Raw genomic sequence first — 21,466 nt, forward strand, 5'->3', positions numbered from 1 at the left:
CCAAACAGTAACGCTGATTCCGCAAACTGATACGAAGCGCAAACAGTCACAAGCCTGGTTGGATGGCATTCACTCTTCCACCTGGTTATGTTGGCGAAACTCGACTTAATGGAAACTTCTCCCGTCGTGAGAGACTATTACGATCAAATGATGAAGGACAGCTTCATCAACATTCTGGATGTATTCAATGAAGGCATTTTCTGTGTCAGCGTGCAGAATGAAATGTCCTTCATGAACCCCAATTTCTATCGCCAGTTCGGGCTGGGCACTGAATTTGCCCACATACAGGACTGGCTGGCATTGGTGCACCCAGATGAACGTGATGTCCTTGCCGGGGAAATACATAAGTTGCTGGAAAATCAGGTCAGCCGAATCACCAATCAATATCGGGTACGCCATTTAAGCGGACACTATATCTGGATAGAAGGCACCGCCATACTCAAGCAGCAAAACGGCAAGCGCTTTATTCTGGGGAGTCACCGGAACATTTCCGCTCAGAAGATGATGGAAGAGTATCTGCGTCAGGCGGCGCTAACCGATGTCCCATCCGGACTTGCGAATCAATCAAAACTGACCATAGAACTGGAACGCCTTGCCAGACAAGAAGAAAGCGATTACGCCCTTATCTACATTCAAAATGATGAGATGCGCTTTTACCTCAACCACTACGACACCAAACTGCTCAAACGCATGCTCAACTTCCTGTTGCGCACGCTTAACGATCTCCCTTACGAAGTATCCGAACTGTACCGTTTGCGCACCGAAGATTTTGCTCTTTTGGTCAAAGGGGATCTCTGCGACGACGAGCTGTTGTCTCTGGGTCGACACATCATGTCAAATTATCAGGAAAGCCTGTCGGCCAATAACCTGGCGTACGGCAAAGACATCAGTGTCGGGATCTACCCTCGCGTTGACCGCAAACTTTCCCCGGAAGAGGTCATAAAAATCGCCGCACGCACCTGTCAGTTTGGCCGCGAGCGCAACAGCCATCGCCTGGAGATATACAGCAGTGATACCAGACGTAAAGTGGAGCGCTTTTTCTTCATCGAGCAAGGCCTGAAAAGTGCCATCGTCAATGGTGAGTTGAACGTAAAATTCCAGCCGATCGTGGATGCACAGTCACAGCAAGTGGCCAGTTTTGAAGCATTAGTACGTTGGCGTTCTAAAACCTTCGGAGAAATTTACCCGGATGAGTTCATTCCGGTGGCGGAGAAAAAAGGTCTGATTGTCGACCTCGGCTATGTGGTGTTTGAAAAAGCCTGCAAGTTCATTCACCGTTATCACCTGATGCACAACTGTGATGTCAAAGTGAACGTCAATGTCTCCGTGGTGCAGTTACTGACGCCGCAGTTCCCGGAGCAGGTCAACAATATCGCCACGCGGGCCAATGTTCCTACGCGTAACATCGTGCTGGAGCTGACGGAAACCGTTATTCTTGATAATAACGAGTACGCGCGACGTCAGCTAAAAGAGCTGAAACAATACGGATTTAACCTGTCGCTGGATGACTTTGGCGCCGGCTACAGCTCACTCAACAGCTTTTTCGAGCTGCCCCTGAGCCAAATCAAAATCGATAAAGCGCTGGCCTGGCACTCGCTTAAACATCGGGTATCGTTCGACTATCTCGAATTCATCACCCAACTGTGCCGTACAAATGGCGTAGATGTAGTAATCGAGGGTATTGAAGATGCTCAAATGCAAAAAACGTTTGCCGAGATGGGCGCGACCTACCTGCAAGGATACTGGTTCTCCAAGCCACTGAGTATCGCCAGCGCCAGTCAATTCACCCTATGAGAGGGAGCATCATAGCGCCGACGGCTACCGATAGGGCTGCAGCCAAGTTTTTAGGTTTTCACCGCCATCACCTTAGAACTTGTCACTGCGAAGTCTGCGGTTTTTTCTGAATGCTTTTCACCTAATCACCAAACCGGCAGTGCTGCTAAAAACTGGATAAGCTCACGAGCTGTTGGGTGTATTCCTGTTGCGGATGACTGAACATGGATTGAGTTTCACCCTGCTCAATCACTTCGCCATTACGCATTACAATCGTGTAGTGACAGAGCGATTTAACCACATTCAAATCGTGACTGATAAACAGATAGGTCAACCCGTATTTTTCTTGCAGTGACTTAAGGAGATCCAATACCTGAGCCTGCACGGTGCGGTCAAGTGACGAGGTCGGTTCGTCCAGTAAGATGAACTCGGGCTTGAGAATCAATGCCCGCGCAATCGCAATACGCTGTCGCTGACCACCGGAGAATTCATTCGGATAACGGTGCCGGGTCTGCGGATCCAAATCCACCTCTTCCATCACCTCGCATATCATACGATCGAGCGCATCTTCATCTAATTGCTGGTGATGAACCCGCAAACCTTCACCAATCACCTGAGCAACTGACATTCTCGGATTGAGCGCCGAAAACGGGTCTTGAAATACCACCTGCATTTTACTCCGATACGGCAGCATGCCTTTTCGATCCAATGCCTGCAAATCCGTTCCGGCATAAACGATACTGCCTTCAGATGCGACCAACTTCAGAATTGCCATACCGGTCGTGGATTTTCCTGAGCCACTTTCTCCAACCAGGCCAATGGAGTGGCCTCGCTTTAACTCAAACGCCATGTTTGTCACCGCTTTTACGTGTGACATAACCCGCTTAAATAATCCACCAGTGATCGGGAACCAGACTTTCAGTTGTTCCACGCTCAGCAGCGTTTCATTACCGAATGGGACATCCACCGGCAATCCTCGTGGATCGGAGTTGATCAACTGACGCGTATAGGGATGCTGTGGATCAGAAAACAGAGCCTGACATTCTCCTTGTTCAACCAATTTTCCGTCCTGCATCACCGCCACACGATCCGCGATGCGGCGCACAATCGACAAATCATGGGTAATGAACAACATCGCCATCCCCAACTCTTGTTGCAACGATTTCAACAAATCGAGAATCTGAGCCTGAACCGACACATCCAACGCCGTGGTGGGTTCATCGGCAATCAGCAGCTCTGGTTCATTGATGAGTGCCATGGCAATCATCACCCGTTGCCGCTCGCCACCTGAGAGCTCGTGCGGGTATGCATTGATTTTGACTTTAGGATGGCGGATGCCCACTTTGTCGAGCCAGGTAATCGCTAACGATTCCGCTTTGTTGGTGCGCATGCCGCGGTGAACCGCCAGAGTTTCCACCAACTGCTTGCCAATTTTGTGCAGTGGATTCAACGACACCATTGGCTCTTGAAAGATCATACCAATCCGCCCGCCACGAATACCGCGAAGCTGACGTTCTGAGCACGTGAGCATGTCAACGCCATCAAACTGGATCTGCCCATTCAGATAATGCGCTGATCCTCGGGGCAACAATTTAAGTACCGAGTTGGCCGTCACCGACTTACCCGAGCCGCTCTCCCCAACTAATGCCAGCGTTTCACCCTTATTGATGGAAAAAGAGACCTTGTCTGTTACTTGTTCGATGTTGCTGCTGCGGCCAAAACCAACCGACAGCTCCCGGATTGTTAATACTGTTTTCGTCATCAGGATCTCCCTTGTTGGTGTGGGTCAAACGCATCCCGGACCGCTTCGCCAATAAACACCAGTAGCGTCAGCATCAAAGAAAGCACCATAAACGCTGAAATGCCCAACCAAGGAGCCTGAAGGTTCGCTTTGCCTTGCGCCAGCAGTTCACCCAGCGATGGCGAACCGGCCGGCAATCCAAAACCCAGGAAATCCAGTGAAGTCAGTGTCGTGACAGAGCCGGAAAGAATGAACGGCATCATGGTCAGTGAAGCGACCATGGCATTTGGCAACATATGTCTGAGCATGATGCGTTTGTCATCCACGCCCATTGCCTGCGCGGCTCTCACGTAGTCAAAATTGCGGCAACGCAGAAATTCCGCGCGAACGATACCGACCAAACTCATCCAACTGAACAGCACCATAATGCCCAGCAACCACCAGAAGTTCGGCTCAACAAAACTCGACAAGATGATCAGCAGAAACAAGGTGGGCATTCCCGACCAGATCTCAATAAAACGTTGCCCAAACAGATCCAGCCAGCCCCCGTAGTAACCTTGTGTCGCACCCACCGCAACACCAACCACACTCGATACAATGGTGAGCACGAAACCAAAGAGCACCGAAATACGAAAGCCATAGATAATTCTGGCCAAGACATCCCGACCTTTGTCATCGGTTCCCAGCCAGTTAACGGCATCCGGTGCCGACGGTACTGATCCCTGGATATTGTAATTAATCGTGTCATAACTGAAACGGATCAACGGCCAAACAACAAATCCCTTCTCTTCAATCAGTTCCAGAATATACGGATCCGTGTAATCCGCGGCAATGTCGAATTCGCCGCCAAAATCGGTTTCTGCGTACTCATGAAACACCGGGAAAAACCATTGATTGTCATAGTCGACAAACAGCGGCCGATCGTTAGCAACCAGTTCGGCAAATAAACTGATGATAAACAATACAGAAAAAAACCATAACGACCACCAGCCACGTTTATTGGCACGGAAACGTTGCCAGCGCGCTTCATTTAACGGGTTTCTTCTTCTGGATGACACTAACTTCATTAACGCGCCTCAAAGTCGATGCGAGGATCGACCCATGTGTAAGTCAGATCGGAAATAATACTCAGGATTAATCCCAGCAAAGTCATGATATACAGTGAGCTGAACACAACCGGATAGTCGCGCTGAATCGTCGATTCAAAACCCAGTAGGCCAATGCCTTCGAGCGAAAACATTACTTCGATCAACATAGAACCGGTAAAGAAAATACTGATAAAGGCGCTGGGAAAACCTGCAATAATGATCAACATGGCATTGCGGAAGACATGTTTGTATAAAATGCTGCGCTCATCCAACCCTTTCGCTCTGGCTGTGACAACGTACTGTTTATTGATTTCATCGAGGAAAGAGTTTTTCGTCAACATACTCAGGGTTGCAAATCCGCCAATCACCATCGCCAGGATAGGCAGCGTTAAATGCCAAAAGTAGTCGGCAATCTGCTGATACCAGGTCAGTTGTTCAAAGTTGCCAGACACGAGCCCGCGTAGAGGGAACCAACTGAAATAGTTCCCACTGGCGAACACAATGATCAGGATGATGGCAAACAAAAAGCCCGGAATAGCATAACCGACGATGACCACCGCACTAGACCAGATATCAAATCGCGAGCCGTGGTGGATAGCCTTGAGAATCCCCAAGGGGATGGAGATCAAATAGATAATCAGCGTACTCCACAAGCCAAGAGAGATGGAGACCGGTAAACGCTCCACAATCAGGTCGATGACGTTCCCACCTTTGAACAGACTTTCACCAAAGTTAAAGGTGACGTAATTACTGAGCATGTCCCAGTAACGTTCAAGAATGGGCTTATCAAAGCCGAACTGTTTGCGTATTTCAGCGACCACTTCAGGATCTAACCCGCGAGAACCCTTGTACCCTGTCGGAGAGCCATTGTCGCTGGCCGACGGTAAGTCGACTTCACTACCGCCACCGGCAAAGCGCTCCATGATACCCGAGTTATGCCCTTCTAATTGGGCAATGGCCTGCTCTACCGGCCCACCCGGCGCAATCTGGATAATAAAAAAGTTAATCGTGATGATCGCCCACAACGTGGGGATCACCAATAACAGACGCCTGAATATGTAAGCTGCCATTTATCCCTCTTTTCAGCGACGCTTCTCTGGTAGCTTTTGCGCTTTCTGCTTGTCTACCCACCATGTGTCCACACCGAGGTCGTACTTCGGTATCTCATTAGGGCGACCAAATTTGTCCCACATTGCAACCCGGTACATGCTGGTGTGCCATTGAGGAATGATATAAAAACCCCATTGCAATACCCGATCCAGCGCACGGCCCAAGGTCAGTAGCTTCTCCGGGTCCTGCTGATTTTTCGCAATTTCTTCGGTCAACTTGTCAACCACAGGGCTACGCACACCGGCAGTATTGTACGTGGAATCAATATAATGAGAGTTCCAGATAATCAATAAATTCGGGCTAGGATACGGGTTGGGTGAGTAGGACGACGAGACCATATCGAAATCACGTTCTCGCAGACGCTTGGTGTACTGCGTCGTATCGATAGAACGGATCTTCATGCTGATCCCCATTCGCTGAAGGTTTTTCTGCACCGGTATCGCAATCCGCTCGGTAGTTGGGCTGTAGATCAGCATTTCAAATTCCAGTGGTTCACCTGTTTTCACGTTGGTCATCACTTTGTCTTTCAGTTCCCAGCCCGCTTGCTTGAGCAAGGCAAACGCTTTGCGCATCTGGCTCCGAATCCGGCCACTGCCATCGGTCACCGGCGGCTGATATTCTTCCGTAAACAGTCGCGGCGGCAGTTGGTCTTTAAATGGCTCTAATACGGCGCGTTCACCCGCTCCGGGTGTCCCTTTCGCTTCGTAGTCCGTGTTTTGAAAGTAGCTGCGCGTGCGAGTGTACTGGTCGTAGAACATATTCTTGTTCATCCACTCGAAGTCCATACCATAACTGAGAGCTTCACGAACTCTTGGGTCTTTGAAAACAGGACGTTCGGTATTGAACACAAACCCCATTGCAGCGGCTGGCTGTTGATGCGGGATCTCTTGCTTTTTGATGAAACCTTTATCGAAGTTCACGCCGGTGTAAGACGTTGCCCAGAACTTCGCTGAGGCTTCCTGACGAAAGTCGAATTCTCCGGCTTTAAACGCTTCCAGCATCACTGTGTCATCGCGGTAGTAATCGTATTGAATGCGGGTAAAGTTATTACGCCCCACATTGACTGGCAGGCTTTTCGCCCAATAAGTCTCATCCAGGCCATACGTAACACTCTGGCCTGACTTGTAATCCACAATTTTATATGGGCCGCTGCCCACCGGAGGCGTATTCAGCGGTTCGGCAAAGTTCTTATCTTTCCAGAAGTGTTCTGGCAATACCCGTGTCGACTGCATAAAGCTGAACAGTTTTTCCCGGTTTGGCGTCGCCATATCAATGCGCACCGTGAGCTTGTCTTTCACCGTCACGGACTTGATGTCTTGAAAATAGACCCGATACTGCGGAACTCCTTCCGTCATAAATTTATTGAACGTAAATGCCACATCTTCTGCCGTAATGGGCTCACCGTCCTGAAAACGCGCATCAGGATTGATGTCTATCTCCCCCCACGTGAAATCATCAGAATAACGCACCTTCTTGGCAATCAAGGGGTAATAAGCGTCAATCTCATCGCTGGGTGAAAACATCAGTGAATCGTACAATTCCGCGGTGCGTGCCGCGGCGACGCCTCTTGATGCATAGCGGTTGAAGTTGTCGTACGTACCAATCGCACCAAAGGTGATGCTACCGTATTTCGGGGCATCAGGATTCACGTAGTCAAAATGGGAAAAGTTTTCCGGATACTTCGCTTCTCCAAAGCCGACCAGCCTGGTTGTTTCGACCACGGCGGCACCACTGGCGGCGCTGAGTAACGATATGGATACGCCAAGTACGATGCGATTCATTTTCCCCATCTGGTAATCTCCCTGAACTTCTCTTATCTCTTAAACGGCTTAGACGCGTTTAATATTAATAAATCAATCACTTGAATAAGTATAGAGAAGAATACCAACCTTGAGACCGTTTTTGAAAAACAAATCGAACTTTCTTTTGCTGCGGTTATCTCAACTAAAAATGAGAAGGAGTGACTATGATCGTAACAACAACCCCAAGTGTGGAAGGTAAACGGATTGTGGCTTACAAAGGCGTGATCGCTGGCGAAGCCATTCTTGGTGCGAACTTGTTTAAAGATATGTTCGCGGGTATCCGCGATCTGGTCGGCGGCCGTTCTGGCACGTACGAGCGGGAGCTGCAACGTGCCCGCGAAATTGCGTTTCAGGAACTGGAGCAAAAAGCGCAAGACCTCGGCGCCAATGCCGTGGTTGGTGTCGATATAGATTACGAAGTGCTTGGTCAGGGCAATGGAATGCTGATGGTTTCTGCCAGCGGAACGGCTGTTGTCGTAGACTGAACATGGAACATAAAGCCGCTGAACAGTCAGCGGCTTTATCGTTAAATCATCTCTTTGGCAATCAACTGGAGCAAATACGTTTCTCTCTCGATGCTCATGCCTTTTTTCGGGCTGTCTGCTATGGTCTTTTCGTTATGGGCAATGGCCTCGTGGATGTTCATCCAGACCGCTTTCATGCCGTTTTTTATCTCATAATCTTCATAGCGAGTTTCGCCCAGCTCACGATCAATTTTGCACGTATAACAGTATGAGATCATATGAACAATGTCTGCATTGTCTTTGTACCAGGGACGGAACTCCTCATAGATACCATACGGCTTGATGCTGTGAATGTTGTTCGCCCCGGTTTCCTCTTCCAGCTCGCGGATCATGCCCTCAATGACGTCTTCATCTTCATCAATCCCTCCACCAGGAATGGAGTAATCATGATAACGCTCGGTATAGAGTAAAAGAATGTCTTCTCCATCCACCACAATCGCACGAGCTGCATTGCGCTTGAACACAATCTTATTGTCGAGGTGGTCAATGTCAGGATGGAGTGTGGTTTTGATATGTCGCATAAATCGGAGCCAGAGATTGTCAGAGCGTCGATTATACCTCCGGTTAACCAGATCTCAACCGGAGGCTGCGATGGCGTTTAACAAGCGTGTAAACCTAAACGCATAATATGTTGCGGACCCGCATTACCACCATAGTAAAACGTCTGGGTGTCTTCGAACCCGACTTTCTCGTAGCAATGACGAGCAACCGGATTTTTACAATTCACCGTCAGATACAGCCAGTTAAACGCCGGATAAGTGCTCTGGATAAATGACTTAATAACCGACATCGCTCGGGTGCCCAAACCTTGCCCCTGGAAACGCTGGTCGATAAAGAATGCACGAAACCCAAGTGTTCCCGCTTCGCAAAAATCATACGCATGTTGATAGGTCATATCCGTCAAGAAAAAACCGACCACAGCGCCATCGGCCAGGATCACATTGGGGTGAACTGCCGTGGAAATCAAACACAAAATCTCGTTAATATCGCCAACATACTGCATCTGCTCCTGAGAAACGCTCAAGTCGCAGACCTCTTCATAATGGGAGGGCGTCATTTGTTCAATTTTAATCATTATATTGTCCTTAAGAAGTCAGAACTGCATTCCTTTGCAAGCAGAGAACCGCCCAATACCACTTAACTGGTATTGCCGATAAACCGTACTCCACCATAGAAACGAGGTCATTGAATTTCAAAGGAATTGTTTAAAAATGAGGTGTCGTCACGCAACCGCATCGTCTTGTTACTTGCAATTGGACAAAAAAATGCCACAAACATTCCGTTTGTGGCGTTACATAATTATATGCGTATAAATTGGCGAGGGTCTAATGTTGATATCAGAACCAGAGCGAAAAACTCACGTCTCCAAATCAAATTAAACATCCAGGAAAAGCCCATTGAAAAAATCACTGACACTTTTCCCACTCCTGAAGTCGCAACGTCAGACATAAATAGCTTCAGGAGCGTTTGTATTATGGCTGAGCTACCGGGCGATAACAGGTTGTAAAATACAACTTGACAAATAGCAAAAACATAAGCAATGCGGGTTTTGTCACTGATAAAACCGTTACCAGGATCACTTTATATTCGCGAAATTATCAGTTAAACGAGGCGTAAATCGTCGGTCGATTGGATTTTTATCGATTGACCTTTGTAACTGATCTAGCTGCCTTGACAATAACGCCGGACGAGTTTCAAAATGACCTTCTTTCATCAATTTCCTACGATTAAACCGTTAACATGGATGTACGTGATTTAAATATGGAAATGGCCTCTAAACAGTTTAATGAGGTTATTTCAATCAGTGACAACCGCGTTATCCATCTCGCTTTTTCAAGAATCAATATTGATAACAATCTCGTTAATACCATTTCGACGGATTACGAATGGCATTTAATGTATTGGGATTCCGGTTTGTATCGCAATATTGGTTCGCGTATGCGCAGTGGCATCACAGAGTGGACGGCTTATCGCGATGACAATCACAACAGTTTGATGGCTCAGCGTGGGATCAAATACAAAACCGATTATACGCAATTGTCTCCAGACAATCAGTGTGTCGATATCCTCTCTGTCGCGACCAGCGCCCCTCTGCTGCCGGCAGAGCAGCATCATCTGGCCAGTTTGCGACCGGCATTAGCATTTAAAGCCGACACCATTTGGAAACATTGCCAGACAAAGCCCATCTCCTTAACACAGTCGATTCAATCTGCCCCCAACACACCTCACTCCCTAATTCAACTCAGCTCCGACAAAGATGCGTTTTTATTTGGTGATGTGTGTCTGAGCAGTAAGGAAATGGAAACCATACGCCAGTTACTTGAACTGAAAAGTATCAAAGAGATTGCGTTTTTTCATCATTGCAGCCAACAGGCTGAGCGGAATCGCATTGAAAAAATTAAAGCGAAATTCCGCTGCGAAAACCGACCACTCTCCCACCTGTTCCAACAGCTCAAACTTTATGGAGTGACTGAAGCATGTCTGCATCACTGCACCACGTATCCATCACCTGCCAGTCGTTGACAACAAGTCTGACCTTTTATCAACAATTCGGATTCGAGATAGAAAAGCAGTACCAGGATGACAAGGTCCACATTGTGTTACTCAGTAATCAGACTTCAGCTCGAATAGAACTGTTTCAGTTTCATCATACACCACTCACCGAATACAAAGAGGAGACTTGCTTACCCCATATACAGCGCCGTGGAATCACACATTTTGCGATTTGCGTCAGTGATATCGAAACAACAAAACAACAATTATCTGGCACAGGGAAATGCTCTGAGATATCCCTCGCCAGGCTAGGTGGCTTTAGGTACTTCTTCACGCTGGATCCGGATGGAAATCAGTTGGAGATAATCGAGGAAAACAATGAAACTTAACTGGAAACAGAGATTTGGAGTTGTCTCTGGTAACGTATTCGAATTTTATGACATCGCAGTTTACGCTGCTATTTCTCCATACATCACTAAAATTTTTGAGCAACAAGGCATCAGCGAAGGTGGCATCCTGGTGTGGATCATTTTCGCCCTACGCTTCCTGCTGCGCCCACTCGGTGGCATCGTAGTCGGTAAAATCGCGGATGAACACGGCCGTAAACAGGCGCTGATTTTTACCAGTACCCTAACTGGTATTGCAACCCTGTTGATGGCGTGTCTGCCGGTGGAGTTTTTTGGTCAGTACATCATTTTTGCCTTTTTGATTCTGCAGATGGCACAAGCTTTCAGTTTTGGTGGTGAGTATCCAACCATCATCAACTATCTGTTGGAAAACACCGCAGATAAAGAGCAGTCGCGCATCAGCAGCATGATTGTGGCCAGCTCCATCGTGGGGGTGATCATTTCTGTGGTTGTGGTCGAAATCCTTAACCTGACACTGACCGGCGAGGAAATGCAACAGTACGGCTGGCGTATTCCACTGTTTATTGGCGCGGTGAACATCGCAATGAGCTTCTGGTTCCGGATGCGCTTACCACAACTTAAAGTCGCGACTGTGAAACGCGAGTTCAGTTGGTCATTGTTTACCAATATATTCGTGATTGCCATGGTCGGTGGCGTCGTGTTCTACATCCAAAACCTGTCGAGCAATATCATCAATGATCAGCTGCACATTGAACACTTCAGTTTGTACAACGCTTTGTGTCTGTTCGTTCTCCTGATTGGGACGGGTTGGCTGACCGACAAATTCAGCCACTCCCGACAAATGTTTCAGGTAGGGCTGCTCGGCGCGGTGTTACTGTTTGTACCGTCTTACTATTTGCTCAACAATGGGCAATTGGTCGTACAACTTGGAGCGCTGTTTGTGATTTCGCTGATTTCGGCGTTGATTCTCGGCAATCTGGCCACGATGCTGTTCAAAGAAGCCAATTCTCAAACGCTACCGCTCGGCCTGGGTTATAACGTTGCCCTGTCGATCTTCGGTGGGTTGAGTCCGTTGATCGTACAAGCGCTCTCTTCACAAAGCGTCACGTACGTCGGCTTTTATGCCGCTCTGGCAGCACTACCAGCGTTGGTATTCCATCGATCTAAATTGCTTCAGACGTAATTCCACTCCAAAATAAGAAAGAGCCGCAAAATGCGGCTCTTTCTTATTGCGATCCCAGATACTGTTCGTCCGTGACTTTCTCTTTCCAGATCGCGTTCTGGCCATCTTTTGAGGCGTCACCACCAGATGTGTCATGGCGGCTTCAGGCGTTGCACCATGCCAATGCTCAACACCGGGAGGACACCACACGCTCTCACCTTCAGAAAAGCGAATCACGTTACCATCACGCGTGCCTGTCAGGGCGACTCCGGATGTCACGATGATGTGCTGCCCGGCGGGATGAGAATGCCAGGCACTGCGCGCGCCGGGCTGGAACGTCACATACGCCGCACTATAGTTGGCCACGTCATTTTCCGGATTACCCTTGCGAGCAGTGGTGCTTTAGCCGCAGACTAAACGCCACCGCTTACTCGCAGGCTCCATGCTCCCCGTCATTACCTGTGATAAGTCACATCTGAAATAAAAAAGGAACGTTCAAAGGCAGTGGAAAAACGAATACCCCCCGAAAGATGAACTAGGTTAACGCGTTATATTCTTCATCAGAGACCTGCTCTAACCATTCATTCCTGGCCCCTTCCGCCGGAATCTCTACCGCAACATGCGCAAACCAACTGTCCTTTGCGGCACCATGCCAGTGCTTAGTTCCAGGGGCGATATAAACCACCTTGCCGGGTAACAACTCCTGTGCAGGATGGCCGAATTCCTGATACCAACCTTTCCCTCCGGTTACGAGTAAAATCTGTCCACCTTTATGGTGAATATGCCAGAAATTGCGACAACCAGGCTCAAAGGTCACATTGGCGACAGTAACGCCTTGGAGGTTCAGCAGAGACAGGAAGCTCGTCCCGGTAAAGTAATCGGCATACGCGTCATTTCGTTCACCGAAATCAAAAATACCTTTACCATTAAAGACTCCCGCCTGAAGCTCGCGTGGAATCAGTGTGTTTTCGTCGTTTTTCATCATTGCTCCCGAGTTTTCAAAATCAACACTCTTATGTTTCATGACTGACCGTGTCGTTGGCGTGATACTGTGCCTCAACTTGGCTTCGCGCTGTTCACTGCGGCAGTGGCATTCACGATCTGCACTCTGGCACTGACTGTTGTTTGCACCGTTTACCTCCGACATTTAATAAATAATGAGCTGAAGAATGGTTTGATTTGTCGGCGTGGAGGCCATTATTTCGTACCTTGCTTTTACTTTACGCTTGTCTGTGTCTTACTCGTTAGCCTATTCATTGCTAAAACTTGCCTGATTCTCCAAAGAAATAAGCCCCCCATCACTGCATCTTTAATGTGTGGCTCTCAAAAATACTCATAAGACATTGTATAGATAGACAATAATATTAATGCGCACCTAAGATACCAGCACGCTCAACCTTTCTCGCCGTCAGGCTGAAGGCCTGCACTTGCCTGATTGTCTTTACATATGGAAAATTATTGCTGAAAATAACTGCCAGTTTTTATGCCTTTTGAGCGAATGATGCCCCCAAGGAGTGACCATGTCTGGCCAAAAAAACACAACCGTCAGCGGTGAAAAGCTGATTCGCCAAATAAAGGAATGGACCGGTCAACGCAATCAGTACGATACGGCGATCCCGGGACTAAGACTCAGTCGCTGGACATCACCCACCTTACCCGCCAGTTATTCGCATCACCCTAGTATCTGTCTGATTGCTCAAGGGAAAAAACGCGTCCTCCTTGGGGACGAAAGCTTTGTCTACGACGCCAATCATTTTTTAATTTCAGCAGTAGAACTGCCCATCATCGCCAACATTATGGAGGCGAGTGAAGAGCACCCATATTTGGGACTGATTTTGGAGCTCGATTTACAAGAGATATCTCAGTTGATCGTCGACAGCGAACTTGCTTTCAATCACGATAAGGAAGCTCAAAAAGGCATCGCGGTGGGTACGCTCTCTGAACCTTTAGTGGATGCATTCGTACGTTTGATGGGGTTGCTCGATGAAGAGGAAAACATCAAAATTCTGGCTCCTGTAATTAAGCGCGAGATCTTCTATCGTTTACTGACAACCGAACAAGGCACTCGACTGAATCAGATTGTCACGTCAGGTAGCCATAGCCATCAAGTGTCCAAAGCCATCGACTGGTTAAAGAATAATTTCGTTAAACCATTAAGTGTCAGTGAGTTAGCGTCATACAGCGGCATGAGTAAATCTGCCTTTTATACGCACTTTCGTTCGATGACCTCAATGACGCCACTTCAGTTTCAGAAAAAGCTGCGCCTCAATGAGGCTCGTCGTTTAATGTTGACCGAAAACCTGGATGCCATGGCGACAACGTTTAAAGTCGGTTATGAAAGCCCTTCACAGTTTAGCCGGGAATACAGCCGTATGTTTGGTGCGCCGCCGTCAAAAGATATCAAAGCCTTGAGAAAGTCGGCATCATTTTGACACGGCGCCATTAATAACCAAGCGGCCGACGTTGGGCAATCGCTGTTCAGTTCAGCACATACCTATACAATACATCGACGGCCGTTACGAACAGCTGATTGAGACGGGTAAACCCTCGATTTTCTCCTCTCGAGATTGGAAGAAAAAAGAGAGCTTATAAAAGACGAGCTGTTGACTATTTAGCATTCCAACCTTGATTTTTGATAACATAACGAAGAATAAATGGCTCACGAAATGCACATTGAAGCTCCATTAATTTATCCGTATCACTGTTTTTCATACTTTCTTCTATCTGCAAGCTAAATAGGCAACTTCGATATTTTAATTTGATTTTTACTCTGGGGTTGCAGTGAAAGGAACCTCACCATAAATTCCAAATTGATGACACGTAAACTTACCGCTTATTTCTGTATCGGAAATGTGGTCAATCAATATGTAGTGATCTCCTCTTCCGCTACTCCCTGTGAATGTGCCATCTTTTAAGCGTAAATTTGTTCCTTGTCCTGCCCCCATTTTCAGAATGAGATACCCACTATCACTAAACCTTAACGTCACATCTGTATGACCATCAACAGCCCAATCCGTACTCCTAAGCAAATCACGAGAGGATTCGTCTATGTAGTGGCCTTGGCTTGCATACTTCAGTTCACCGTTAGACGTCAGGTATACAATTTCCTGTCTTCCATCACCATCCAAATCTGAGAGTTCAAAGGATTGAATATCTTCATTTGGCAATATAGTTATTGGATTTGAAAATGAGATATCTTTAGAGAGTGCTTGAGCCGACAACAACGACGCCATTGACAACAATAAGAAGCTTTTTTTCATAGTAGTTTCCCTTTATATACATACTGACTTGCCTAGCCAGCAAATAATTTCCGGGAAATATAAACTTATAACAAACTTTCAGTCAACAAAATTAAACTATTGATATTTAAGTAAATTTATTTAACTTTCAGGAAAAATAGCCGCTAAATGCGGCTCTTAATCATTCGAAAGACCTGGGTAACTCGATTACTTCTCCTTACCGAATACGTTGTTCTCTTGACCTTGTACGCGGATGAAAGTGGTGCGCTTGGTTAGCTCTTTGAGCTTGACTGCACCTACGCAGGCGCAAATTGAACGTACGCCGCCGAGGATATCCTGGATGGTGCCGTGCACACTGCCACGATATGGCAATAGTACGGTTTTTCTTCAACTGCCCGGTAGCCCGCTACGCCGCCAGAGTGCTTGCCCATCGCGCCCTTAGAATACATGCTGTAGAACTTTAGAATAACTAAACTAGCCATTACAAATCAAAAGCTTAAAAAAACAACTTGTATAAAAACCAGTTCAAATGGCGATATTCAGCGCATCATTCGTTCGGCTTTATTTTCAATGTGACCAGCTTGGGGCCAGCTTTCAAAGCAATTTCTGCCATATATTGAGCTTCCGACTTTCCTTAGCCAAGAAGGCACTTCACCTTTTTTGCCCCTCCTGTTATCCATACCAACCGGAAACAAGCGCCCTATGATTTTCAAATGCAGCGTCGAACGTCGGCTTTACTACGATGGTTTCAGCTTGCGCATTAATAAAGAGCCACTCAGCCCACTCGGGTTTGATAACCCCTAAGGTAAATCGAGTTGAGCCAACTCACCATTTTTTGACGCTAACCGAAGACACATCCTGTTGGTGCGGGTGTGAATGTTTCGAGAGCGTGTTGTACTCAAGCCCTTTTTACATAAAAAAACTACTCAAAGTAGTACATTTTTTAAGGGTAAAAGGAGGACTAAATTTTTCTCACATGGTAAGAAATTTGCAAAAATTATCGTTTCTCAATAAATTATTTTTGTATTAAGATAAGACTCTATTTTAGAGTTAGGACCGTTTTGATGAAAGAAACACCTGTTATTTCAAATACCTATGCAACGAACATCTCATCTAAGCACGTTTCATTTCTATGTTTTGTTGTGTGTATTTTATCACTATCTAGTTCTTTGTTTGAGCTATGGATACTTATACAATCATGGTGGTCTGGTGAGGCCTTTACCGATATATATATGGGTTATCTTCAATCTTATCCTGAGTTGGGAAGTTACGATGTTAACTTTAGGTCAACGCGCATATACACCGTTATTTTAGACTACATGAGCTTTATTCCGTATTATACAGCATTAATTTTGTCATCGATTATTTTTTACCGTTTTAGATCTGGTATTTTTTGGGATAAAAAAACATAAATGTTTTAAAGTTAATTGGTATTCTTGTTATTTTTGACTCTTTATTTCAGCCAATTAAAAACACTCTTCAGATCCTAGCGTTTACTATTAATGATGAGCACCCAATTTTCATGTTATTTTTAGGCATTAGTTCAGAAGGAGTAAGAGGCGCCATCGTTGGAATTTCGGTATATACCTTTTCGGTGATATTAAAAAGAGCCAAAAGTTTAGATGATGAATTTAGTTTAATTGTATAGTTTAGTTTTTATGTATAGCTTAGGTTTTATGTATAGTTTAGGTTTTATTTTGTAAGTTGGTCGTTTTATGATTAAAAAGTTTTGTTTTATTATACTGACGTCAGTATTCCTATTTGGATGCTCTAATATTAGCCATCATGGTATGAATGGGGTTTACGGTTCAACAGATGTCAAGTCTGGCCCAAGAATTCATGGAGATGAGAGAAGTAAAGAACAGAGGTATAAAGATTGCCTTTCTCAATCAAAAAATAGTAAGAGAAAATCTGAAAAAATACGTTGCCATGATGATTCACAGCATCCAGAACCTGGATACTGGGGAGTTTCATTCCCTATAACCTTTTAAATTAAAAAGAGCCGCTAAATGCGGCTCTCAATATGATTCGAAATATCCGAGATACTGGATTACTTCTCTTTACCGAATACGTTGTTCTCTTGCTCTTGTACACGGATGAAGGTGGTACGCTTGGTGAGCTCTTTAAGCTTTGCTGCGCCTACGTAGGTACAGGTTGAGCGCACACCACCAAGGATATCAGAGATTGTACCGTGAACACTGCCACGGAATGGCAACAATACGGTTTTACCTTCAGCTGCACGGTACTTGGCAACACCGCCGGAGTGCTTATCCATCGCCGATTGTGAAGACATGCCGTAGAATTTCATGAAGGTTTCACCATCTTGCTCGACAAGTTCACCGCCAGACTCTTCATGGCCAGCCAGCATGCCGCCCAGCATCACGAAATCGGCCCCGCCACCGAAGGCTTTTGACACATCCCCCGCACAAGAACAGCCGCCGTCACCGATGATCATGCCACCCAGGCCGTGCGCTGCATCACCACACTCAATGATGGCGGACAACTGCGGATAACCGACACCGGTTTTCACTCGCGTGGTACACACTGAACCCGGGCCAATGCCAACTTTCACAATATCTGCACCTGCCAGAATCAGTTCTTCGCACATATCGCCGGTCACGACGTTACCAGCTGAGATCACTTTGTCTGGGAAGGCGGCACGTACACGTTCCACGTACTCAACCAAATGTTCAGAGTACCCGTTCGCGATGTCGATACAAATAAAGATCAAGTCATCGGACATCGCCATGATGTCTTGGGTTTTCTGAAAGTCAGCATCTGACGTACCGGTTGATACCATCACATTATTGAGTACGGGGGCGTCTGTGCTTTGCACAAACTCAGCCCAGTCAGCAACGGTGTAGTGTTTATGCACTGCAGTCATCACACCATGCTCGGCCAGTGCTTTGGCCATGTCAAAGCTACCAACCGAATCCATGTTCGCTGCAATAACTGGCACACCAGACCATTGACGGCCACTATGCTTGAATGTAAAATCGCGGGTTAAATTTACTTGAGAACGGCTTTTCAGGGTTGAACGTTTCGGGCGAAACAGGACGTCTTTAAAACCTAACTTAAGTTCTTGTTCGATACGCATTGTGCATTTCCTTGATTCATTAACTGATGTGTCATCGCAGATTGCGTAGTAAAAACGTTGGCAGACGTGTTTACTGTTCTTCGGACACAAAAAAACCGGAGCGTTGGCAGACGCTCCGGTTTTCAGCATTATAGGCTGTGATTTCTTTCGCGCAAGACTCACAAATGCATTTTTTTTGTGCTACCTTAGGAAAGAATCCATACCGCAAATCTCCCTCGTCTTTTCTGGTTTCTTATAGGGATAATATTTCTTTTAAAGATCATCCACTTGAACCCAATCACCTTTCCTAAAGCAACTCAAATGAGTCGATAAAAACGTTTTCCGAAACCGTTTCACTTTGTCGGATAAACCTAACATTGTGACTCACATCACTCCGTTCACGCTGATATCATGATGTCTCACTTTCACTTAAGCGTACAAAAATCACTCTAAACTTGAAAAAGTAACGAAACGCAAAAGCAAATAACTGGCTATTTATTCAGCCAACGATGTAATCACAACGAATTCATGGTTTATTTTTTAATGAGTTAAGTATAGAAATAGCGAAGGCGCAGAAATTTCTCCTTTCTGCTCATCTTCATAGAGAGGAACATTATGATTGATGTAGCATTCTTCAGCTCGAAATCTTACGACGAAGCTTCATTTTCAAAGGTTAATGCTCACTACAAGTTTAACCTCCATTTTCACGATTTTCGGCTGACGACCAAAACGGCCAAAATGGCACAAGGTTGCCAGGTTGTCTGCGCATTTGTTAACGACGATCTCTCCGCTCCGGTTTTGGAGAGTCTTCATGCGCATGGTGTCAGAGTGGTCGCGATGCGCTGCGCTGGCTTTGATAAAGTTGACCAAAGTGCCGCCAAACGTCTGGGCATTCAGGTGGTGCGCGTACCCGCCTACTCACCAGAAGCCGTGGCAGAGCACACCATAGGGTTGATGTTGTGTCTGAACCGTCGTTTTCACAAAGCGTATCAACGTACCCGAGACGCCAACTTCGCATTAGACGGGTTGGTCGGTTTTAACTTCCATGGGAAAACCGTCGGTGTGATTGGCAGCGGTAAAATTGGCCTGGCCACCATGCGTATTCTGAAAGGCCTGGGCATGCACATTCTATGTTACGACCCTTATGAAAATCCGCTGGCCATCGAACTGGGCACGACCTATTGCTCAAAAGAAGCGCTGTTTAAGCAAAGTGATGTGATTACGTTGCACTGCCCGATGTCCGAAGAGAATTATCACCTGCTCAATGAAGAGGCGTTCAATCAGATGAAAGACGGTGTCATGATCGTCAACACCAGCCGTGGTGAATTGCTGGATTCGGTTGCGGCTATCGAAGCATTAAAACGTGGCCGCATTGGCGCTCTGGGTTTGGATGTGTATGACAATGAAAAAGACCTGTTCTTCCAGGACAAATCAAATGACGTGATCGTCGATGACGTATTCCGACGTCTGTCGGCTTGTCATAATGTGCTGTTCACCGGGCACCAGGCATTTCTGACCGAAGACGCACTGCACAATATTGCCGATACCACACTCAGCAACATCGCGCATGTACTGAAAGGTGAGAAATCCGGTAACGAGCTTATCGAACTCGATTAACCACCTCCCTAATGCAGGGGAACAGATCACTGGCCACCAGCCCGCGTTCCCCTGCACTTCCCGCCGCCAGATCGGCGGCACGACTGTGAACATAGACACCTAGTGACGCAGCATCCATCAGCTCATACCCTTGTGCCAGAAAACCAGTGATCACGCCGGTCAAGACATCACCCATACCACCCGTAGCCATGCCGGGATTGCCCACCAAACACACCCGTGTGGTGTAATCGCTGGACACAATCGTTCCTGCACCTTTCAATACACATACACCACTGTATTTTTCCTGCAAAGACTTTGTTGCCTGATAACGATCGGCCTCAATATCAGCGACCGTGCAATCGAGTAATCTTGCCGCTTCCCCGGGATGCGGGGTAATGATGCGATTGTCATCCTGATTCGGGTACATCGCCAGCAGGTTTAACGCATCCGCGTCGAATACTTTTGGTTTATTCTGATGGCTAATATGATCAAACAACGTTTTACTGAAGTTCGTTTGCCCAAGACCCGGTCCAAAACCTATGGCGCTGGCCCAGTGAATCCGGTCACGCATAGTGCACCCCTCCAACCAGTCAGATGCCATGACTTCAGGCATTCTGACCAACAATGGGGTCAGATGCTGTTGTTGTGTCAGTGTCGCTGTTAAGCCACTCCCAGCACGAAGACACGCCTCCGACGCAAGCAAAATTGCGCCGCCCATCCCCAGATCGCCACCGATAAGAACCGAACGACCAAAACGGCCTTTATGCGCGCTCTGACGGCGGGGTTGTAACAGATCATCACAATACGCCGGCGTAATGGCGTACACCGACGGTGAGTTCTGGCAATCAAACACTTCTGCCATTTCCAGACCAGCAAAGTGCATCTGACCTACATAGTCACGCGCCTGCCCCGTCACCAAACCTTGTTTCAGACCAATAAAGCTTATCGTCTGAGTGGCACGCACCGCCGCGCCCAACACTGTCCCTGTATTGGCACACAATCCTGAGGGAACATCGATCGCAATCACTGGGCATTCATAGCTATTGATCATTTGGATAAGCTGGCGAGTCGAACTTCTGACCTGACCACTCAAACCAGTGCCCAACACTGCATCGACTACAACGTCCGGGCTGTAAAACTGTGTATCGTCCGGGCGGATCTTCCCTCCCGCCTGGCAAAATTCATCTCGGGCTAACGCTGCATCACCGCTCACGCGCTCTGGGTCGCCATGATGACAAAGTGTGACGGACAACCCTGCCTGCAATGCAAGCGTTGCGACAATATAGCCGTCCCCACCGTTGTTGCCTCCGCCCGTGTATATCAACAGATGTTGCGCTCTGGGATGGGATTGCCTGAGCAGTTGGAATGCGGCTAGACCAGCCCGCTTCATCAGGGTGTACATTGGAACGCCCGCACTGCGGGCAGCGAGAACTTCTCCGGCTTTAACCTGTTGCGCCGAATAGTAGTGAGCTGGAAGGGACATACGTGCTCCCG

The 21,466-nt window shown here is 47.1% G+C and carries 18 protein-coding genes and 1 pseudogene; 7 read left to right on the forward strand and 12 right to left on the reverse strand.

What is annotated here, in order from left to right:
* Positions 1–108: 108 nt before the first annotated feature.
* Positions 109–1,794, forward strand: a complete 1,686-nt coding sequence (locus tag VPR01S_RS08005; protein ID WP_040902455.1) for a GGDEF domain-containing phosphodiesterase — start codon at positions 109–111, stop codon at positions 1,792–1,794.
* 145 nt (positions 1,795–1,939) lie between these two features.
* On the opposite strand, the gene yejF is transcribed toward VPR01S_RS08005, so the two are convergent.
* From yejF to VPR01S_RS08025, 4 genes are read right to left on the reverse strand one after another with little or no spacing between them, the layout of a single operon-like run.
* The gene (yejF, locus tag VPR01S_RS08010) at positions 1,940–3,535 is read right to left on the reverse strand and encodes a microcin C ABC transporter ATP-binding protein YejF (RefSeq protein WP_021704809.1); all 1,596 of its coding nucleotides are present in this window, start codon (positions 3,533–3,535) and stop codon (positions 1,940–1,942) included.
* On the reverse strand, positions 3,535–4,581 hold the full coding sequence (locus VPR01S_RS08015) for an ABC transporter permease (protein WP_021704810.1): 1,047 nt from the start codon (positions 4,579–4,581) through the stop codon (positions 3,535–3,537). The genes yejF and VPR01S_RS08015 overlap by 1 nt, the downstream gene beginning before the upstream one ends.
* Positions 4,581–5,672: a microcin C ABC transporter permease YejB gene (locus VPR01S_RS08020; RefSeq protein ID WP_021704811.1), complete on the reverse strand. Its 1,092-nt coding sequence runs from the start codon at positions 5,670–5,672 to the stop codon at positions 4,581–4,583. The genes VPR01S_RS08015 and VPR01S_RS08020 overlap by 1 nt, the downstream gene beginning before the upstream one ends.
* Positions 5,673–5,684: 12 nt before the next feature.
* Positions 5,685–7,502 (reverse strand): extracellular solute-binding protein, encoded by a 1,818-nt coding sequence (locus VPR01S_RS08025; protein WP_021704812.1) that lies wholly within the window; start codon positions 7,500–7,502, stop codon positions 5,685–5,687.
* Positions 7,503–7,678: 176 nt separating this feature from the next.
* On the opposite strand from VPR01S_RS08025, the gene VPR01S_RS08030 reads away from it, so the two are divergent.
* Positions 7,679–7,999 (forward strand): heavy metal-binding domain-containing protein, encoded by a 321-nt coding sequence (locus VPR01S_RS08030; RefSeq protein WP_021704813.1) that lies wholly within the window; start codon positions 7,679–7,681, stop codon positions 7,997–7,999.
* Between the two features lie 41 nt (positions 8,000–8,040).
* Here the strand turns inward: VPR01S_RS08030 and VPR01S_RS08035 are convergent, their stop codons facing one another.
* Together VPR01S_RS08035 and VPR01S_RS08040 are read right to left on the reverse strand one after the other, a co-directional pair.
* Positions 8,041–8,559, reverse strand: coding sequence for an NUDIX hydrolase (locus tag VPR01S_RS08035; protein ID WP_021704814.1), 519 nt, complete (start codon positions 8,557–8,559; stop codon positions 8,041–8,043).
* A gap of 77 nt (positions 8,560–8,636) precedes the next feature.
* Positions 8,637–9,113: a GNAT family N-acetyltransferase gene (locus VPR01S_RS08040; RefSeq protein WP_021704815.1), complete on the reverse strand. Its 477-nt coding sequence runs from the start codon at positions 9,111–9,113 to the stop codon at positions 8,637–8,639.
* A gap of 686 nt (positions 9,114–9,799) precedes the next feature.
* Here VPR01S_RS08040 and VPR01S_RS21950 point away from each other — a divergent pair.
* Genes VPR01S_RS21950 through VPR01S_RS08060 form a run of 3 tightly spaced genes read left to right on the forward strand, consistent with a single transcriptional unit; the run spans position 9,800 to position 12,082 of the window.
* The gene (locus tag VPR01S_RS21950) at positions 9,800–10,561 is read left to right on the forward strand and encodes a hypothetical protein (protein WP_052035735.1); all 762 of its coding nucleotides are present in this window, start codon (positions 9,800–9,802) and stop codon (positions 10,559–10,561) included.
* Complete coding sequence (locus tag VPR01S_RS08055) at positions 10,516–10,920, forward strand: VOC family protein (protein WP_021704817.1); 405 nt, start codon at positions 10,516–10,518, stop codon at positions 10,918–10,920. The genes VPR01S_RS21950 and VPR01S_RS08055 overlap by 46 nt, the downstream gene beginning before the upstream one ends.
* Positions 10,910–12,082 (forward strand): MFS transporter, encoded by a 1,173-nt coding sequence (locus VPR01S_RS08060; RefSeq protein WP_021704818.1) that lies wholly within the window; start codon positions 10,910–10,912, stop codon positions 12,080–12,082. The genes VPR01S_RS08055 and VPR01S_RS08060 overlap by 11 nt, the downstream gene beginning before the upstream one ends.
* Here VPR01S_RS08060 and VPR01S_RS22100 read toward each other — a convergent pair.
* Together VPR01S_RS22100 and VPR01S_RS08065 are read right to left on the reverse strand one after the other, a co-directional pair.
* A complete protein-coding gene (locus VPR01S_RS22100) occupies positions 12,038–12,427 on the reverse strand; it encodes a cupin domain-containing protein (RefSeq protein ID WP_021704819.1) in 390 nt (129 codons plus the stop codon). The genes VPR01S_RS08060 and VPR01S_RS22100 overlap by 45 nt on opposite strands.
* 169 nt (positions 12,428–12,596) lie before the next feature.
* A complete protein-coding gene (locus tag VPR01S_RS08065) occupies positions 12,597–13,043 on the reverse strand; it encodes a cupin domain-containing protein (RefSeq protein ID WP_021704820.1) in 447 nt (148 codons plus the stop codon).
* A gap of 538 nt (positions 13,044–13,581) precedes the next feature.
* Between VPR01S_RS08065 and VPR01S_RS08070 the strand changes: the two genes are divergently transcribed.
* A complete protein-coding gene (locus VPR01S_RS08070; RefSeq protein WP_021704821.1) occupies positions 13,582–14,493 on the forward strand; it encodes an AraC family transcriptional regulator in 912 nt (303 codons plus the stop codon).
* Positions 14,494–14,826: 333 nt separating this feature from the next.
* Here the strand turns inward: VPR01S_RS08070 and VPR01S_RS08075 are convergent, their stop codons facing one another.
* From VPR01S_RS08075 to VPR01S_RS08085, 3 genes and pseudogenes are all read right to left on the reverse strand, one after another.
* On the reverse strand, positions 14,827–15,321 hold the full coding sequence (locus VPR01S_RS08075) for a hypothetical protein (protein ID WP_021704822.1): 495 nt from the start codon (positions 15,319–15,321) through the stop codon (positions 14,827–14,829).
* Between the two features lie 186 nt (positions 15,322–15,507).
* Positions 15,508–15,764 (reverse strand): annotated as a pseudogene (locus VPR01S_RS22105) (GMP reductase); the annotation flags it as partial.
* Positions 15,765–17,350: 1,586 nt separating this feature from the next.
* Positions 17,351–18,397 carry a GMP reductase gene (locus VPR01S_RS08085; RefSeq protein WP_021704826.1) on the reverse strand — a complete coding sequence of 349 codons (1,047 nt, stop codon included), beginning with the start codon at positions 18,395–18,397 and terminating at the stop codon, positions 17,351–17,353.
* 594 nt (positions 18,398–18,991) lie between these two features.
* Here VPR01S_RS08085 and VPR01S_RS08090 point away from each other — a divergent pair.
* Complete coding sequence (locus tag VPR01S_RS08090; RefSeq protein ID WP_021704827.1) at positions 18,992–19,993, forward strand: 2-hydroxyacid dehydrogenase; 1,002 nt, start codon at positions 18,992–18,994, stop codon at positions 19,991–19,993.
* Here VPR01S_RS08090 and VPR01S_RS08095 read toward each other — a convergent pair.
* Positions 19,977–21,455: a bifunctional ADP-dependent NAD(P)H-hydrate dehydratase/NAD(P)H-hydrate epimerase gene (locus tag VPR01S_RS08095; protein WP_021704828.1), complete on the reverse strand. Its 1,479-nt coding sequence runs from the start codon at positions 21,453–21,455 to the stop codon at positions 19,977–19,979. The two genes, VPR01S_RS08090 and VPR01S_RS08095, sit on opposite strands and share 17 nt — an antisense overlap.
* Positions 21,456–21,466 lie beyond the last annotated feature (11 nt).

This window comes from Vibrio proteolyticus NBRC 13287 (assembly GCF_000467125.1).
Taxonomy (GTDB): domain Bacteria; phylum Pseudomonadota; class Gammaproteobacteria; order Enterobacterales; family Vibrionaceae; genus Vibrio; species Vibrio proteolyticus.

Coding starts and splice junctions, on each gene's coding strand:
- VPR01S_RS08055 (WP_021704817.1), top strand. CDS start 10,516: ATGTCTGCATCACTGCACCACGTATCCATCACCTGCCAGTCGTTGACA.
- VPR01S_RS21950 (WP_052035735.1), top strand. CDS start 9,800: ATGGAAATGGCCTCTAAACAGTTTAATGAGGTTATTTCAATCAGTGAC.
- VPR01S_RS08070 (WP_021704821.1), top strand. CDS start 13,582: ATGTCTGGCCAAAAAAACACAACCGTCAGCGGTGAAAAGCTGATTCGC.
- VPR01S_RS08025 (WP_021704812.1), bottom strand. CDS start 7,502: ATGGGGAAAATGAATCGCATCGTACTTGGCGTATCCATATCGTTACTC.
- VPR01S_RS08065 (WP_021704820.1), bottom strand. CDS start 13,043: ATGAAAAACGACGAAAACACACTGATTCCACGCGAGCTTCAGGCGGGA.
- VPR01S_RS08040 (WP_021704815.1), bottom strand. CDS start 9,113: ATGATTAAAATTGAACAAATGACGCCCTCCCATTATGAAGAGGTCTGC.
- VPR01S_RS08060 (WP_021704818.1), top strand. CDS start 10,910: ATGAAACTTAACTGGAAACAGAGATTTGGAGTTGTCTCTGGTAACGTA.
- VPR01S_RS08020 (WP_021704811.1), bottom strand. CDS start 5,672: ATGGCAGCTTACATATTCAGGCGTCTGTTATTGGTGATCCCCACGTTG.
- VPR01S_RS08005 (WP_040902455.1), top strand. CDS start 109: ATGGAAACTTCTCCCGTCGTGAGAGACTATTACGATCAAATGATGAAG.
- VPR01S_RS08085 (WP_021704826.1), bottom strand. CDS start 18,397: ATGCGTATCGAACAAGAACTTAAGTTAGGTTTTAAAGACGTCCTGTTT.
- VPR01S_RS08035 (WP_021704814.1), bottom strand. CDS start 8,559: ATGCGACATATCAAAACCACACTCCATCCTGACATTGACCACCTCGAC.
- VPR01S_RS08095 (WP_021704828.1), bottom strand. CDS start 21,455: ATGTCCCTTCCAGCTCACTACTATTCGGCGCAACAGGTTAAAGCCGGA.
- VPR01S_RS08030 (WP_021704813.1), top strand. CDS start 7,679: ATGATCGTAACAACAACCCCAAGTGTGGAAGGTAAACGGATTGTGGCT.
- VPR01S_RS08075 (WP_021704822.1), bottom strand. CDS start 15,321: ATGAAAAAAAGCTTCTTATTGTTGTCAATGGCGTCGTTGTTGTCGGCT.
- yejF (WP_021704809.1), bottom strand. CDS start 3,535: ATGACGAAAACAGTATTAACAATCCGGGAGCTGTCGGTTGGTTTTGGC.
- VPR01S_RS08015 (WP_021704810.1), bottom strand. CDS start 4,581: ATGAAGTTAGTGTCATCCAGAAGAAGAAACCCGTTAAATGAAGCGCGC.
- VPR01S_RS08090 (WP_021704827.1), top strand. CDS start 18,992: ATGATTGATGTAGCATTCTTCAGCTCGAAATCTTACGACGAAGCTTCA.